This window comes from Paenibacillus germinis (assembly GCF_013141785.1).
Classification (GTDB): domain Bacteria; phylum Bacillota; class Bacilli; order Paenibacillales; family NBRC-103111; genus Paenibacillus_E; species Paenibacillus_E phytorum.
In genome coordinates this window covers 1-15879 of record NZ_WHOC01000013.1, presented here as the reverse complement: position 1 = coordinate 15879, position 15879 = coordinate 1, and the positions used below count along the sequence as shown (strand labels likewise).

16 protein-coding genes are annotated in these 15879 nt (G+C 40.5%); 15 read left to right on the top strand and 1 reads right to left on the bottom strand.

The genetic code is table 11. The features are described from left to right. Positions 1 to 69: 69 nt before the first annotated feature. The 12 genes from GC102_RS02115 (at position 70) to GC102_RS39250 (ending at position 13105) form a co-directional block, all read left to right on the top strand. Positions 70 to 1854 (top strand): sensor histidine kinase family protein, encoded by a 1785-nt coding sequence (locus tag GC102_RS02115; RefSeq protein ID WP_171688027.1) that lies wholly within the window; start codon positions 70 to 72, stop codon positions 1852 to 1854. Beyond that, positions 1854 to 3392 carry a response regulator gene (locus tag GC102_RS02110; RefSeq protein ID WP_171688026.1) on the top strand — a complete coding sequence of 513 codons (1539 nt, stop codon included), beginning with the start codon at positions 1854 to 1856 and terminating at the stop codon, positions 3390 to 3392. Before GC102_RS02115 ends, GC102_RS02110 begins: the two co-directional genes overlap by 1 nt. 120 nt (positions 3393 to 3512) lie before the next feature. Beyond that, positions 3513 to 4784 (top strand): ABC transporter substrate-binding protein, encoded by a 1272-nt coding sequence (locus tag GC102_RS02105; protein ID WP_171688025.1) that lies wholly within the window; start codon positions 3513 to 3515, stop codon positions 4782 to 4784. An 88-nt stretch (positions 4785 to 4872) separates the two neighbouring features. Continuing rightward, complete coding sequence (locus tag GC102_RS02100) at positions 4873 to 5763, top strand: carbohydrate ABC transporter permease (RefSeq protein WP_171688024.1); 891 nt, start codon at positions 4873 to 4875, stop codon at positions 5761 to 5763. Next, positions 5760 to 6635, top strand: coding sequence for a carbohydrate ABC transporter permease (locus GC102_RS02095; RefSeq protein ID WP_246320700.1), 876 nt, complete (start codon positions 5760 to 5762; stop codon positions 6633 to 6635). The genes GC102_RS02100 and GC102_RS02095 overlap by 4 nt, the downstream gene beginning before the upstream one ends. Positions 6636 to 6719: 84 nt before the next feature. Further along, positions 6720 to 9266 carry a DUF5054 domain-containing protein gene (locus tag GC102_RS02090; RefSeq protein ID WP_171688023.1) on the top strand — a complete coding sequence of 849 codons (2547 nt, stop codon included), beginning with the start codon at positions 6720 to 6722 and terminating at the stop codon, positions 9264 to 9266. A gap of 270 nt (positions 9267 to 9536) precedes the next feature. Continuing rightward, positions 9537 to 10064 (top strand): MarR family winged helix-turn-helix transcriptional regulator, encoded by a 528-nt coding sequence (locus tag GC102_RS02085; protein WP_171688022.1) that lies wholly within the window; start codon positions 9537 to 9539, stop codon positions 10062 to 10064. A gap of 146 nt (positions 10065 to 10210) precedes the next feature. Next, positions 10211 to 10720, top strand: coding sequence for a hypothetical protein (locus tag GC102_RS02080; protein WP_171688021.1), 510 nt, complete (start codon positions 10211 to 10213; stop codon positions 10718 to 10720). Continuing rightward, complete coding sequence (locus tag GC102_RS02075; RefSeq protein ID WP_171688020.1) at positions 10717 to 11583, top strand: SDR family oxidoreductase; 867 nt, start codon at positions 10717 to 10719, stop codon at positions 11581 to 11583. The genes GC102_RS02080 and GC102_RS02075 overlap by 4 nt, the downstream gene beginning before the upstream one ends. Before the next feature lie 407 nt (positions 11584 to 11990). Continuing rightward, positions 11991 to 12170: a hypothetical protein gene (locus GC102_RS02070; RefSeq protein WP_171688019.1), complete on the top strand. Its 180-nt coding sequence runs from the start codon at positions 11991 to 11993 to the stop codon at positions 12168 to 12170. A 225-nt stretch (positions 12171 to 12395) separates the two neighbouring features. After that, positions 12396 to 12935 (top strand): hypothetical protein, encoded by a 540-nt coding sequence (locus tag GC102_RS39255; RefSeq protein ID WP_246320702.1) that lies wholly within the window; start codon positions 12396 to 12398, stop codon positions 12933 to 12935. Beyond that, complete coding sequence (locus GC102_RS39250) at positions 12848 to 13105, top strand: M24 family metallopeptidase (protein WP_246320699.1); 258 nt, start codon at positions 12848 to 12850, stop codon at positions 13103 to 13105. Before GC102_RS39255 ends, GC102_RS39250 begins: the two co-directional genes overlap by 88 nt. Positions 13106 to 13276: 171 nt before the next feature. Here GC102_RS39250 and GC102_RS02060 read toward each other — a convergent pair whose 3' ends face one another. Continuing rightward, positions 13277 to 14284: a DUF3231 family protein gene (locus GC102_RS02060; protein ID WP_171688018.1), complete on the bottom strand. Its 1008-nt coding sequence runs from the start codon at positions 14282 to 14284 to the stop codon at positions 13277 to 13279. A gap of 121 nt (positions 14285 to 14405) precedes the next feature. Here GC102_RS02060 and GC102_RS02055 point away from each other — a divergent pair, with 121 nt between their 5' ends. From GC102_RS02055 to GC102_RS02045, 3 genes are all read left to right on the top strand, one after another. Next, positions 14406 to 14807 carry a hypothetical protein gene (locus tag GC102_RS02055; RefSeq protein WP_171688017.1) on the top strand — a complete coding sequence of 134 codons (402 nt, stop codon included), beginning with the start codon at positions 14406 to 14408 and terminating at the stop codon, positions 14805 to 14807. Between the two features lie 161 nt (positions 14808 to 14968). Then, a complete protein-coding gene (locus GC102_RS02050; RefSeq protein ID WP_171688016.1) occupies positions 14969 to 15256 on the top strand; it encodes a hypothetical protein in 288 nt (95 codons plus the stop codon). A gap of 213 nt (positions 15257 to 15469) precedes the next feature. Beyond that, a complete protein-coding gene (locus tag GC102_RS02045) occupies positions 15470 to 15826 on the top strand; it encodes a hypothetical protein (protein WP_246320698.1) in 357 nt (118 codons plus the stop codon). The last annotated feature ends 53 nt before the right edge of the window (positions 15827 to 15879 follow it).

The window sequence follows — 15879 nt, the reverse complement described above, 5'->3', positions numbered from 1 at the left end:
ATGAGGCTGTAGCGAAAAGCGTTAATTCATGATAACATAACTGAAATTGTAAACATGGGATGGGCGCCAATGAAAACTTTTTTCTTACGAACGTTTAAAGGGAGAATGATTTTATATTACTGTACAATATTCATTATTTTTATTGGGCTTTTAGGTGGTGTCACTTATCAGCTTTTCATGAACGTCATGACAAATCAGATTTTACAATATACGGAAAAGATTATTGAAGAAAAAAGAAGCAGCATTGACTCGTATTTTAACCAAGTTGTCAATCTGGTCCAAATATCGGCCGGGAGCCAGGTGCTTCGTGACGCAATAAAGCAACAAGATAACCAAGACATTATCTCAAAACTCTACTACCAAAGACAAGTGAGCGATTATTTTACTAACATTCTTCGCTTTAATAGCAATATTCATGATTTTTTAATCATTAATGAAAAAGGCTACATTTATGCCCAGTCGGGGGCAACAGTGAGTAATGCTTATAATTTTTTTGACCAGCCCTGGTTCCAAAAGATCACTAGTAATTACTTTTATGTTTATTTTCTAGGCGTTCATGAGAACAATTACTATATCTTAGAAAACAATAATGAAGGGAATGTCGTTTCTGCCATTGCTCCAATTTACGATATAAATAGTGTGAGTTCTGATCGAAAAGTGTATCTGCTTTGTAATATGAATGTTAAAGGAATAGAATCCATCAGCAACGAGACACTGCTCGAGAAAACGGGTTACATTGCGATATTGGATCAAAACAACAATCCCATCTATAAGACGACGGACGCTCAATTTTCTCTTGATTCAGAGCTTGGGCGAACCAACTATTTTAAACAAGAGAGCGGAAATTTTACAGTAGGGAATGGTTTGAAGAAATATTTGATTGTATATAAAACCCTGAAAACAACGAATTGGAAGGTTGTAGCCTACATCCCCTATAGTGAAATGTATGCACATACTGACGCAATACGTTATATTGTCCCCATATCGATCCTTGTTGTGATTGCCTTAGTTGTCCTAGCATCCATTCTAATTGCTGCACGAATCAATAAACCTTTGATGCGTCTGACAAGCAAAATGTATTTGATCGAGGGTGGCCACACGGACGTGCAGTTGTTCGATGATAGTACGGAAGAGATTGAAAAGTTAACCCGACGGATCGATTCAATGATAGATAAAATTAAAACGCTTACTGAAGAAAATTTCAGTTATATCCTGCAGAATAAGGAAAGTGAATTGAAGATTTTGTTAAGCCAGATAAACCCTCATTTTTTGAATAACACCTTGCAATCGATTAAAGCAATGGCAGTCATCGGGAAAACGGGCGAAATTAGCCGGATGGTTACCTTAATAGGCAATATGCTCAGATATGCGATAAACTCCTTTCAGGATGTGGTGACCATTCAAGATGAGATTGATCATATTACGAATTATTTGAAGATCCAAAATTATCGTTATCCCGAGAAATTCAAGTATGACATTGTCATATCCGATGAGCTACGAAGATCATCCACGCCTAAACTGATTCTGCAACCCGTGGTGGAGAACGCTATTCTTCATGCTTTTCAACAGTTGCAAGAAGGCAGAATTGAACTGAATTTCGATGCTGTCTCGCAGGGTATTCGAATAACTATTTTCGATAACGGCAGAGGTATGACTTCGGTGGAACTGGAAAATGTATCAGAAAAACTATCGAAATTTGATCCCGATGAGGAGTACACAGGTGGCGTTGGACTGAGAAACGTTCATCAACGTATTCGGAACAAATATGGATATCCTTACGGAATCACGCTTTCTTCAGAAATAAATATCGGTACTTCTGTAACAATCTTGATTCCCAGGTTAGGAGATGCGTAATGATAAAAATGGTTATTGCCGACGATGAAATTTTGACGTTGGACATGCTGGAACATATTATCGATTGGAAGAAGTTGGGTATAAGGATAGTTGGTAAGGCAACCAATGGAAAAGAAGCCTTGGAACTGATTCATCGTGAAAATCCTGAGATCTTACTTACAGATATACAAATGCCACACATTGGCGGCATCGAGTTGATCAAGATGCTGGCACAATCACATCCTAACCTTAAAATCATCATTCTTAGCGCCTATGGCGAGTTTAAATATGCTCAGGAGGCGATTCGTTACGGTGCAGCGGGCTATTTGGTAAAGCCTATTGATGAGCTTGAACTCGAAGAAATGATTAATCAAAGTATAAAATCGAATCTTGAATGGATTGGCAAAGAACAAGAGGCTGCTTATCGCAAGCTATTGATGACTCGGAATGGTACTCCCGCGTTGCTTCAAACGATGGCAAGCAAAGGTATTCGTGTATTTCATAATTTTCGCATGTTTATCATTCAAGCCGATCCGTTTTCACTAAATGATCAACTTCTTCTTGATGATCAGAGTTCTTTCTTTTCTGATAGAGTTATTCAAGTCATACGGCAATACATGTCTGAACAATCGATTCCAGGGTACATTTATGAGTTTCAGGAAAAAGAATGGCTATGTATTGCTGAGCAATCGGAGGGATTTGGGAACCACATCATCCAGTTGCTTTTAATGGAGCTTCCATTCCATGTCGTTGTTGGTGTGAGTGACTTGAAAGAATCCTTGAATCAGCTACATGAAGCATATAGCGAAGCTATGGATTGTTTAAGTTATCGCTTTCTTTTTAGTTCTGACAATGTATTAGAATACGAGGAATTGATGTTATCGGGTTCAGGTAGTTCCTATTACCATGAAGAAGTATATATGAAAGTACAATCTTTAACTGATGAAATTGTGTCAGAACCACTCGGCTACACGGATTGGCGAAACAAGCTAACGCGTATTTTAAACGAAACAACGGGTCACCCTGAGGGTATTTACTCTCTGTTATTTGGCATGCTAGTTAGACTTCGAATGAAAAAGTGGGAAAAGAATAATGGACTCGATCACGCGGGTATTCATCCTGTTTCCATTGAAGCTCTAAAGAAATATAAGACTTTAGAAGATCTGCTCGATTATTTGGAGCAAACGATTCAACAGATGGGCCAAGAATACAACGTTTCAAGTCAAGGAAATGAACTAGTAAATAAGGCGAAGGACTACATTCAAGCTCATTACAATAAACAGATCACATTGGAAGCCATTTGCTCACACATTTCAATTAGCAAAAATTACTTTAGCTCGCTGTTTAAAAAAGAGACAGGGATGAATGTATGGGACTATTTAACCATCGTGCGGATTGAATACGCAAAAAAACTTTTGGCAAATACTACATTGAAGAACTATGAGATCGCGGAGCAGATCGGTTATGAAAATCCGAGTTATTTTACTAAAATGTTCAAAAAACTAACCGGCGCACTACCCCAAGAATATCGAATGGACCCTCATGTAGAGCGAGGATAGTAATATTGGAGCAGAAAGAAAGTAATATTATTTCTTCTGAGAAAGCGATTCCAATTTTATAATGAACATTGTAAGCGCTGTTATAGAGGCTTGGGATCCATATTGAGGAGGGTTTTTTTTATGAAAAAGAAGGTTTCGATTGCTTCACTGGCACTAGTGTTACTTGCAACGTCTATTTCTCTAACGGGATGCGGGGCGGGAAAAGAAACGAATGCAGACTCGTCAACTAAGAAAGTAACGATCCGAATAGCGTCAATTAATCGAGACGAAACTCGAAAAGCATTTCTTGATATGGTCAAGGAAAAATTCCCTAATATTACAATTGATTACAATTTCATCGACAATAACACATTTGCTGATGTGGTAACAACTCAACTTGCCTCAGGTGCTGGTCCAGATATTATTGAAGGATATGATATTAAATGGGTCAAAAACGGCTATTTATTGGATTTGACTGGCAAGGAATTCATCTCTAAGTTTACCGATAATGGATTAAAACCAACGAATTATGAGGGCAAGATCTACGGAATTCCGACTACGGGATGGTTTGAAGGTGTTTTTTATAACAAAGACATTTTTGATAAATTTGGGCTAAAGCCACCGAAAACGTTTGATGAATGGCTGGCCATCCATGAGAAATTGAAACAAAACGGTGTGAACCCGCAAGCAATGGGGGCCCAATCTTGGGAACCAATGATGAAGCAATCGATGTCGATGGCTTTCAACGAATTTTATTCGAAACCTGAAAATAAAAATTTTGACCAAGACGTACAAACAGGCAAACGTAAGATTTCTGAATGGTCGGATGCGTTCAAAAGCTGGGATGAAATTATTCAGAAGAAATATCTAACCCAAGATATGCTAGGTATCACATATGACCAAGCTTTGGATGAGTTTGCTTCAGGCAAAGCTGCTATGTGGGAGTCCGGCCCGTGGTCCTATGATGCAATGATGAAGAAAAATCCGAATTTAAAGCTGGATATGTTCCCATTGCCGGGTAAAACTTCATCAACAGGATATTTAGTTGGCGGTCCTGGAAATCCATGGAGTGTTAACGCGAAGGGTAAGCATCAAGCGGAAGTACTCGAAATTTTGAATTTGATGGCAACACCAGACGCTCAAAAAGCGTTAATGAAAAGTTATTTTGGACCTTCTTTCCTTAAAGGATTAGATAATCCAGAATTGCCACCACAATATACAAGTGTTAAAGATGCGTTCGTGCAAGGCAGAGTTTACGCTCCTTGGCCATATTGGGGACCATTAGGCGGTTCTAACTTTATTACGGAATTGGGTAAATTGCTTCAAGATCACCTTGCAGGTGATAAGACAATCGAGCAAGTGCTTCAAAAAGCAGATAAAATAGCCGCTGACTTTATTCAACAAGCCAAATAATAGGTTGCTCAAATAAGCGAAGTAAACTTTCAGGAGGATGTGTTTATGTGAATAATCACATCCTCTTTTAATTAATGAGGTGAATTTGATGATTAGGGGAATGCAATTTCGAAGAGATCTAGTTTTTGTTGGATTCATTTTGCCCGCATTTTTAGGCTATCTGATTTTTTATTTATATCCGATGTTTGCCACTTTTCTATACAGCTTTACAGACTGGACTGGGTATCGAAAAGAGATACATGTTGTAGGGTTAGATAATTTCGTGAAATTATTTCACGATGAGGATGTCTTAGTTGGTATTAAGAACTCGGTCATTTACGCGCTTGCCATGACCATCTTTCAAAATGGGCTTGCAATTCCTTTGGCTGTTGCATTGCACCGTCCTTTAAAATCTCGAAACCTATTGCGTACTATTTTTTTCCTGCCTGCCATCTTAAGTCCTATGGTTGTGGGCTTCTTGTGGAGTTACATCATGTCTGCAACAGATCACGGCGTTCTGAATCAGCTGTTAGTTAGTATTGGCTTCAACAAAGTAAATTGGTTAGGTAATCCCAGTTTAGCGCTTTACTCCGTGATTTTAACACAAGTTTGGCAATGGACAGGGTACGCAATGGTCATCTACTTGGCTAACTTGCAAGGGATTTCGAAAGAACTGTATGAATCCGCAGGAATTGATGGGACGAACGGTTGGCAAAATTTTTGGTATATTACGCTACCTATGCTTATTCCGTCCATTACTTTCAATACTGTTATGAGTATGATCGGTGGATTAAAAGTATTTGATGTTATTTTTGCAATGACGCATGGAGGCCCAGGTCATTCAACAGAAACGATAGTGATGACGTTGATCACCAAAGGTATCACACAAACGCAATATGGATATGGATCAGCGTTTGCAGTAGTGTTTTCACTTATCATTATGTTAATTACGTTCATTCAGTTGCGAGTTTTGAAACGATGGGAGGAGAAGTTATTTTGAACAAGCGTATGCTCTCTAATCAAGCAGCTCGTTCCCTCTCCTATTTTAAAAAAGGAGTCAAGGGTGACCTGATCCTGGAAGCTATTCTGATTATCATTGCACTCATTTCTTTATTGCCTATTTATTACTTGGTGAATACGACTGTACGAACGCCAGAACAGGTGATAGCAAGTCCATTCGGTTTCCCTGAACAATTGGATTTTAGCGGGTATGTAAAAGCTTGGAACATGATGAATTATCCGAATGTGTTTAAAAATAATTTGATTATTGCAGTTGTTTCGGTCAGTGGAGTCATATTAATATCCGCCATGGCAGCTTATGCATTCGCGAGACGTCCAGGCAAATTGTTTAATTGGATATTTGTCTCCATTCTGATTGGGGTTATCATGCCTTATCAGGTGGCTACCATTCAACTATTTCGAGTTTTAACAAACTTACACTTAACAGATACCTTGTTAGGCGTTATCCTTGTCGAAATCTTCGTTTCTGTTCCGTTCAACGTATTTTTAATTAAAAATTTTATCAATAGTGTGCCAATTCAGTTAGAAGAATCCGCCTATATAGACGGTGCCGGTATTTGGAAGACGTTTTGGAGAATAACGTTCCCATTGCTACAACCTGTAATTGCTACTTTGGCAGTTTTGGATTCATTAAGTGTATGGAATGACTTTTTTACACCATTATTAATTCTGCAAACGAGGGCCAAAGGAGTCATTTTACTCGAGGTGAATCGAAACGTGGGTCAATTTCAAACGGACTGGACGAGTTTCTTCCCGATGATGATATTGGGGGTTGCCCCGTTGGTGATCCTGTACTTATTTATGCAAAGGTTTATTGTCGAGGGTGTCTCAACTGGAGCCGTAAAAGGATAATATGCTGCAGAATTCATAGGTAGTCGCATACGGTGTGAATGTTAGGAGGAGAGAAAACTGAAACAATTAGAGAAAATCTATATCGTGTTTAAAACACACGTAGACTTGGGATTCACGGATTTAGCCAGCAATGTGCTAAACCAATATAAAGAGGAAATGATGAATGACGTTCTAGCCATATGTGAAAAAACGAAGAAAGACGGGCCGGATCATCATTATGTTTGGACACTTCCGGCGTGGATGCTGAAGGAATGCTTGGATACTCCTGATTTGGATAGAAAGAAAGACTTGGAAGCACTGATTCATAACGGACAACTTCGTTGGCATGGGCTCCCATTTACAACCTCGACTGAATTTTGCGGCACTGAAGAATATATAAGAGGACTATATTTCTCGGAAAAGCTGCGTGAACAATATGGACATTGCGCTGTATCCGCCAAAATGACAGATGTACCAGGTCATACGTGGATGCTGCCAACATTCTTGAAAAATGCAGGTATTGAATTTTTGCATTTAGGCGTTAATTCGTGTTCCTCACCTGTCGAGGTGCCACGATTGTTTCATTGGGAAGGACCTGATGGCAGCAGAGTATTAACCTATTATTCAAAAGGCGCATACGGAACTGAGCTCACTCCGCCTGAAGATTGGCCATACCCCATATGGATAGCGCTGCTGCAAACGCACGATAATATCGGGCCTCAAGATGGCAGTGTGGTTCAAGACTTGTTGGATGAGATCGCCAAGAAGTATCCGAATACAGACGTTAAAATCGGAACGATGGATGACTTTGCTCTTGATTTTATTGGCAGAGATTTTCAGGATATACCAGTGATTCGTAAAGATCTAGCTGATACATGGATCCATGGTATTGGCTCCTATCCAGGAGAGGTATCCCGTGTGCGGAGATTGCGTTCGGAGATTGCAACACTGGAAAGTTTATCAACGATTGAACATCTTCAAGGAGAGAAGGGTGCAGATCAGAGTACCTCAATCGCAGAAGCTTATGAGCAAACGCTGCTCTTTGGCGAACATACGTGGGGTATCGATATTAAATCGAATTTGTTACCTGGCCGAAATAGTGAGCGTGCTTTTGGCAAGAAGAATATCGAGAAAGACAGAGCGATGTTTCCTGCCTCTTATGAAAAGACAGAAGCATCTTGGACAGAACAGAAAAACTACGTAGACCAAGCTGAAAAAGCAATAAGTGTGATTAAGCCTTTTACGGAAATGGATTCAAATATCATTGGTGTATATAACCCACTTACATGGAATCGTTCGGATTCGAAAATCATGCTGGATAACCGTAAGGGTGGCACCCTAAAAGATATGGAAACGCAGGAATCTTATTTCGTAAATGAAGCCGGTGAAGCGTATATTGGGGAATTGGGGCCAATGGGTTACCGTACTTTCGACTATGCGGAGAGCACTGGATCTGATCGTACAGATGAAATCGCAGTAATAAATGCTGAGTATGCTAAATTGGAAAATCATGCAGTTCGTATAGAGGTCAGTACGCTGACAGGATGTATAACTAGCTTTTATGACAAGAAGAATGAGAAGGAATGGGCGGTAAACGGAAGGTTCGGTCAATACGAATATGATGTCTACGGTAAAGAGGAAATGCTGAATTATGTAAAAAAATATGCCTACGATTTAACGGATTGGTATATTAACGATTTCAGTAAACCAGGATATCCACGAATCAGTCATAAGAGTTACGTGGTCAACAAAACTGATGTGAAGATTTCTAATCGTAATGGATGTGGAATCATTGAAATTAGCTTTCGTACACCAACGGAAAGTTATGAGGAGTTTGGGAACGGCGAAGAAATAAACGTGAAAATCTGCTTGGAAGAGGATCAATCTTTCGCTGATATTCAGGTGACTGTTAGGCAGAAAGCGTCTTCCGCATTTGCCGAAAGCGGTCATTTTACGTTCGCACTTAACGCCGATCATCCGAATTATCGTTTTCAGAAATTAGGCAGTGTAGTGAATCCAATTGATGATATTGAAAAAGGTGCAAATACACGTCTTCATTGTACAAGTCAGTGGGTAGATGTACAGGACGATCATGTCGGATTGGCGATCATTCCTATAGATACACCGTTGTTTTCGATTGGAGAGAAAGGCATTTACCAGTATTCGAAAGAGTATGTGCCACAGCAGCCGATCTTGCATTTCAACTTATTTAACAATCAATGGGGGACGAATTATCCGCAATGGATCAGCGGCACTTTTCAATATTCATTTCGGCTTGCACCGCATGCAGGGGATTGGAAGATAGGGCGAGTTCAGCAGCTTGCTGCAGAAGCATTCACGCCGCTTCATGTGACAACCGGATGGAATCCTAATGCGCCTATACATTATGGTCTCTTGAAGGAAGAAATCGACGGTATCCACGTCCTATCCTTCAAAAAAGCGGAACAGGGCGATGCCTATATATTACGATTCCAAAATTTGCTGGATTCGCAAACGTCGGTGAAACTATCATTTCATGAAGCCATCCAAAATTTAAAAGAATGCGACCTTGTCGAAAGAAACATGCGACCTGTATTGGACTTCAGTAGAGAGCATTTCACAGTAACGATGAATCCCTTTGAAATTAAAACAATGAAGATTCAGTTTGCATAGATATCAATACTACGTATAGAGGAGCTCCAAACAAGAAACTTACAAAATAAAATTCAATTGCAGACTACGATTTCGATTTCTTGGAACAAAAATTATATTCAGCAGTGATTGGCGATATTTTGGATGATCTTGGATATCGGAATCAAACCTTCGGTGCAGGCGTACGCTTACTTGATTAACACAAGTGAAATCCAAAGCAAAAAAATAAAATTGGTGTGAAATGTAAAAAATGAGTTGACAATACATATAGTTAGGCGCCATACTAATTATATGACCAAAGGAACTAAGATAACAAATGACATTGACGCTATTCCCTCGCTTGAACAATCCAAGCGTCAGGTTGATCGGTATAATCTAGACATAGACGCACAGGCTGTGCTCGTAGCGTCTAGGCTGATGGCAGCGGGAACCAAGCTTGGACATGCATCGGAGATTCATTTCGCCAGATTCGGCTTATCAACAGGGCGATATCGTTTATTGGCTGATCTTGAAGATAACGAAGGAGAAGTGTTGCCCTCGCAATTGGCGGAGCATCTAGGTGTTAAACGTGCAACAGTGACTGGTCTTATCGACACTCTTGAGCGAGATGGCCTCGTATCCCGGCGATCAAGTTCAGTCGATGGCCGTCAGAATGCGGTCATATTGACAGAGCAAGGAGCGAAGAAGCTCCGTGAAATGGCTCACGAGCATTTTGCACGACTGGAAGCTATGGTAAGCTTACTCAGTATTGAAGAGCGTGGCGTATTTCTCGACCTGCTAGGCCGAGTTACACAAGGCATCTCAGCACTTACGGACTAACCAGGAGGTAAAGGAACATATCAGTAATGAGTAGAATGGGCTAGTGAAGCTAGCCCTTTTTCACTCTATATAGTTAGCCTCCTAATTATATTATTACGGAGTCAATTGCTGAACAATTTATAAGAAGAAAGGAAGGATGTAACTGAATGAATAAGTCGGAATATCCAAGTAAGACAGAAAGTATTATCGACATCAAGGCCGTTGGTGCTGGTGCAAAGACTTTTGTTCTCTGGCGTGAAGTTGTCATGGCTTATGTCTCTCCAGCCATTATGGCAGGTATTGGGGGATTGGTCACCGCCGACAAGGGGCTCCAAATAGCGTCCTTGACCACAATAGGCGGAACATCGGCTTTGATAGCTTTGATGCTTGGCCTTTGGCTGCGCATCCGGGGAGGTCGTAAACGGTGGCTCGTCGCCTTGCCTCACTTGATTGTGGTTGGGCTGTTCGCGTTGATGGGAGCCATGTTTGGCCTATGCGCCGCTTGGGCGACATCCAATTTACTAGGAATTATTATTCCCATCGATAACTTAGCTTGGGTCGATCGTGTTTGGATCGATTTCCCGTTATCCGGCGTGATTGCCAGCACGATCGTAACATGGCGGTGGCGTATTGCCGTCAAAACTAATTTTTCATCCAAAGGAGAAGATAAAAAATGATCGTTATTATTGGAGCAACAGGTACGATAGGTAGTGCGCTTTTGAAACGTTTGGTAGATCTTGGCGTGCCCGCCCGGGCGTTGAGCAGAGAGCCTGAGAAGTTGCGTGCTCAGATCGGGGATAATGGTCGGTCGACGATCGAGGTCGCATCGGCGGATGCTTCCGACCCCGAATCGCTGCGCCGTGCGTTTACAGGAGCTAGCCAGCTCTTCCTTGCCATGTCCAACAGTCCAAATCAAATCGAGTTGGAGATTTCGATCATTCAGATTGCTGCCGAAGTTGGCATCAAGCACATCGTAAAGATATCCAGTCCTGCTTTTGAGAGGAGCTCTCCAGTAGCAGTGGCAGGCTGGCATCAAGAAATCGAGAAAACCCTGAGCGAATCGGGTCTCACCCACACTGTGTTGCGCCCCTATGCGTTCATGCAAAACTTATTGCGTCTTGTACCAACGGTCACAATCCAAAATATTTTCTTCGGCGCCATGGGCGATTCGCCCTGTAACTTCATTGACTGTCGCGATATCGCAGATGTTGCCGCAGAGGTTTTGACCAATCGCGAGGTATCGGGCCAAATCTATACGCTTACTGGTTCGGAGATTTTCAGCTATCCCCAGATCGCGAGTAAACTATCCACCCTGCTTGATCGGCCGATAAACTATATCAACATGGAGCCACAACTACTACTCAATAATCTAATCGAGTACGGGCATATGCCTCCTTGGCTTGCGAACCACGTTGTGGAAATTCAAACCATGTCTACGGTAGTGCCAGAAAGGCCCACGGACACAGTAAAACGCTTGCTCGGTAGAGAGCCTCGCACGCTAGACGCTTTTTTGTACGAGTATGTAGAAAATTTCCGTTAGGGTGTGTTCACAACATTTGTGGAACGCTGTATTGAGAATGATATCTTCACTAGGGTGCGAAAAGCGATCATCGAAGCGGCTATATTATCGGGGGTAGCTCGGAGACAATTGAAGGCTTTACATATCAGCCAACTGGAGGCTATCCAACAGAACGTTTTACCGATATTGAGTGGGCAGTATGGGATGTTATTTACTTTGACAATGCCAAAGCTCATCTCGCTGAAATGGTAAGGGAACGTTTTCGAAATTTGATTGGTTGTACGACCTGCCTTGGTGCAGTTGACCGTCCAATTAGACGCTCCATTATAGAACGGTTCCACTAGATAATTACCTCTTTCAGTATTCAACGAATGGTGAATACTACTGGTAGTAATCCAAAGGATCCTCGCCGAAAGGATCCTGAGAAAATGGCGATCCGTTATGAAATGAAGTATGAACATCTTGAAGAGATCTTTGATGTCGTCGTTTCAAATTATAACGGCACCCCACATGGAGCATTGTTTTACAATTCACCATTAGAAGCTTTGGAACAAAAGCTAAGTAAAGAGATGGGACCTAGATTCAACGGAAAAACCGTTAGCCAGTGATTTTACAGAATCAAAAAAGCTATTAGTCCAACAATAATGCCCATAATAACTCCCATAAATGCACCCCTCCATAATTCCCTTTTAATTGGTATGCCCCAAATAGACCGTAAAAATATTTCGGTACAATAGAGTTGTGGTTGGGGAGTAACGGGCAGTTTAGTTCCAATTTATGGTATCATGCCATTAGGAATATCATTACTTTGAATGGGATTGGAGACTTATGGGATGAGAATGTATACAGACCCTAGAGGCGAAGCTTACGAACAGGTCATAGATTTGGCGATACGGAACTCGGAGTGCTTTGTGCTTGGGGAGAAAATTGCGGCTGATGGGGGACAGGGCCATTACTCAAGCGTATTGGAAGCGTTGGAACCTTACCTGATGAAGACAATCGTAATACAAAGCGATCATATGGATGAGCTTAAACAAATAAGAAATACTTATCGCAGTCATGCCATTTATTCCGCGGGAACCTACTATATGTATAGATGCTGCGAAGAAAGCGGGAACCTACTAAAGCAAATGGCAAACCGTCTGGCGGATTGGCGTTTATGTGAATACACACACAATACGATGATGAAAGTAATCTCTTCACTTAAGCATGGAGTTAAATTGAACGAAATCGGAAGGATTATTGATTCGAGGCTACAAAAGGCGGCTATAATGTTATTAATAATTTGTGTAGTCACGGTATTGGGAAATCCTTACATGAGGCTCCAACAGAGATTCTTCCTGTTTATAACAAACACGATAAACGTGTATTGAAAGAGGGTTTAGTCATTACTATTGAGCCTTTTTTATCAACGGGTGCGGATTATGTCGTTGAGCAGTCGGATGGGTGGACTTTATGTCTACCGGACGGCGGCTTTGCGGCACAACATGAGCACACCATAATTATTACAAAGAATCAACCCATCATCGTGACGGTAGCTTAGGATATCTGAACAAAAGTGGGGGATTATGCTAACGGAATCGTTAGTTAAAATGAATCAGGGAGTAAGTTTTCCGTGCGGCAGCTACTCCCTGGTTTTTATTAAACACTAAATGGATAGTTCCAATATTATATGGGTCAATTGGATTTGTTCATTGAAGCTACTTTTAGCTAATTAGACGCCTGCAAGTTTCTTCCGGTCAGGTGTATGCGGAGGCTCTTCTAGCCATTCCCTTTCAATCAGCAAATCAGTTACATCTTTACCGAAACTCATTACTTCAACCATAAGCTTGGAATACTCACCAGCCAAATCAAGTCGCGTCGTCACGGATAGCGCATTTCCAAGATAGGTGAGAGCTGATGAATTAAGTATGTTAAGTAGATTTAGGATCAATTTATCTGAAAAAGGGGATACCGTTGATGTGGTGACTTCTGTATTGACCATGATTGTCCCGAGCAAATCATCTTGAACCAACTTATCGTTGATGAATTTGATTTGATCCATAGACAGTTGTTTTCCCCGTGCCAGTAAACGCTTAATATGTTCGTCCTTAACTACTTGCATAAAAGCTGTAAGAAGGATTAGCCCGAAATAATTCCGTTCTATGTTGAAGAACATTTCGGATATTTCCATTACATTCAGCGTTCTCTGCGGCCAAAACCATTTAGACAGAAAGTTTTCTTTCTTTTTAATAAAGGTAGCATGCTCCGGATAAGGGATCATTGGAGGTCGATCGTAGATTCCCTTGGTTAACATAAGTGTGATGGTTTTGTTGTACAAATCTGTTGTGGACCATAGACACTGAGTAAAATAGTTTCTTACATCCTCTCGAGCTGTGTTAGATAAAAACAAGGCATACTTCGTCAGGCCAATTCGGCTCAGAGAATACACATAACTCAGAGGGAATGTATCGAAAAATAGCGGGGGGGCTGTAACATTGACATCTGCATCAGTAAATCCAGTGGGGATAGGGAATTTTTCCTTTTCAAAAAGATGCTGAATGGTTTCTATGTGTGATTGCGCTAAGGTCAACGATAATTCAACAAGTGGCTTTACTTCGTCGTCTTCAGTTATTTTTAGTAAATACTTGGAGATACATATCGCTAAACTGTCACTAATGTAAGATGACCACAATGCGGATATTTCCGTTGAAGACAGTCCAACAACATGAGAACCGACCATTGATAACAACCCCTTAAGTGTAAAAATCAAATATTTATTCCACTCGGTAGCTAATGAGGGAAGTATTGTTAGTATATCCCACCCCATGTCAAGTTATTTATTCCTTCTGGATTTAAAAAACTTGTTACGCAACATAGAAGTGTCTGTAACAAGTCATACATTTTGCAAAGGCATACATTCTAACTTCAGTATGAAGAGACGAACCTTAATCGTATTTTTACAAGTGCATTTATTTGGATATAACAATATAGATGTTAAGGAATCATTCGAGAAATCATTTAAGCAACTACTTAATGAGGATGAGGTTGCAATTCTAGGTGGAATTACTTTTTTTGAAGATGAAGATAAATTCATTTTGCCAAGTTGCTGCTGCGGCTTAGAAGACTTGGTACTCGTTAATGAATCAATTATCAATAGAGTTAGTCCTTGGTTAGGGCATGATCCTAACCCAGGGATTAAGTATAGTAATAACGGTATTGTTAAAGTATGGTCAGATGATCAGAAGGAAGAAAATTGCCAATAGGGGATTTATTTTTATGTCGAGGCACAAATTGAATCACTGCCCGATCTTTAAGCTAACGCAGAACTATAGTTCAATATGCTGAGGGCTGCTGCGGGGCGGCCCTTTGCTCATGAACGGGCAAGATAGTTCAAAGATTTCGAAAATGGAGGTTAGTGAGGTTTATGGGTTTTTGTGTCAAACTTAAGTTGGTAGAATTAAAAGGCGATTTGGCTAAATATCAATATGGATTATGTGGTGAGCCCTTTGATGGCTTATTTGAAACTGATGTAACCAAGGTACTATCAGGAGAAATGCCAGGAGAAACATCCATGGACGAAATAGTAAATATAATAACTCAATGCACTGGGGAGGGAGAGCAATTACGCTCTGCAATACAAGCTTTTACTGCTATTTATAGACATTATCGAAAAACTGGTACATATATAGAAGACGGTGGCTATTACGCCTGATCATGCAACAGACCCTTACAGCCATTTAAGCTATTGGGTAGATTACTTGAAGAAGGAATTCAAATCTCTTTTGTAGAAAAAACCAAAAAAGAGAAAATTATTTAGTATTGCAGGAGATTATTATGGAAATTTCATTGATTAGGCATGGTAAATCTAAGTGTATAGAAAACAATCCGATAACCTGTAATGAATATAAAGATTGGGTTGAAAAATATGACAAATATAAAAGCGATTTCCGTACCTTTGTTTCGCGAAACAGAGCTATCTGTTCCTTCAAAAGAATTTTGGGGTTTAAAATTAAGTCCGAGTATTTGGACAGTGATTTTAAGATCCTTATGGTTAAGTGGTTATTCAAGGCAATGCGAGTCTTTGAGTAACGCAAAACAGAGGGCTAAAGAAGCATCTATACTATTAGTTAACTGTGCCAAAGAGCAGGAATCGGTTGCATTAGTTGGACATGGTTTTTTTAATCTATTGATAGCTAAAGAGCTACAAAAAAAGGGTTGGAAAGGTAAGAAAAAAACAAGCTCAAAACATTGGAATTGTACCACATATTCGTTGTTCAACTAACGAGGAACGATAGCATCATTACAACAGGCTGCCAGCATTATTGGCGGCCTGTT

Excerpts from the sequence above, each read along its gene's own strand:
- GC102_RS02070 (WP_171688019.1), top strand. The coding sequence starts at position 11,991 with ATGGCGATCCGTTATGAAATGAAGTATGAACATCTTGAAGAGATCTTT.
- GC102_RS02050 (WP_171688016.1), top strand. The coding sequence starts at position 14,969 with ATGGGTTTTTGTGTCAAACTTAAGTTGGTAGAATTAAAAGGCGATTTG.
- GC102_RS02075 (WP_171688020.1), top strand. The coding sequence starts at position 10,717 with ATGATCGTTATTATTGGAGCAACAGGTACGATAGGTAGTGCGCTTTTG.
- GC102_RS02045 (WP_246320698.1), top strand. The coding sequence starts at position 15,470 with ATGACAAATATAAAAGCGATTTCCGTACCTTTGTTTCGCGAAACAGAG.
- GC102_RS02100 (WP_171688024.1), top strand. The coding sequence starts at position 4,873 with ATGATTAGGGGAATGCAATTTCGAAGAGATCTAGTTTTTGTTGGATTC.
- GC102_RS02110 (WP_171688026.1), top strand. The coding sequence starts at position 1,854 with ATGATAAAAATGGTTATTGCCGACGATGAAATTTTGACGTTGGACATG.
- GC102_RS02080 (WP_171688021.1), top strand. The coding sequence starts at position 10,211 with ATGAATAAGTCGGAATATCCAAGTAAGACAGAAAGTATTATCGACATC.
- GC102_RS02105 (WP_171688025.1), top strand. The coding sequence starts at position 3,513 with ATGAAAAAGAAGGTTTCGATTGCTTCACTGGCACTAGTGTTACTTGCA.
- GC102_RS02060 (WP_171688018.1), bottom strand. The coding sequence starts at position 14,284 with ATGGTCGGTTCTCATGTTGTTGGACTGTCTTCAACGGAAATATCCGCA.
- GC102_RS02115 (WP_171688027.1), top strand. The coding sequence starts at position 70 with ATGAAAACTTTTTTCTTACGAACGTTTAAAGGGAGAATGATTTTATAT.
- GC102_RS02085 (WP_171688022.1), top strand. The coding sequence starts at position 9,537 with ATGACCAAAGGAACTAAGATAACAAATGACATTGACGCTATTCCCTCG.
- GC102_RS39255 (WP_246320702.1), top strand. The coding sequence starts at position 12,396 with ATGAGAATGTATACAGACCCTAGAGGCGAAGCTTACGAACAGGTCATA.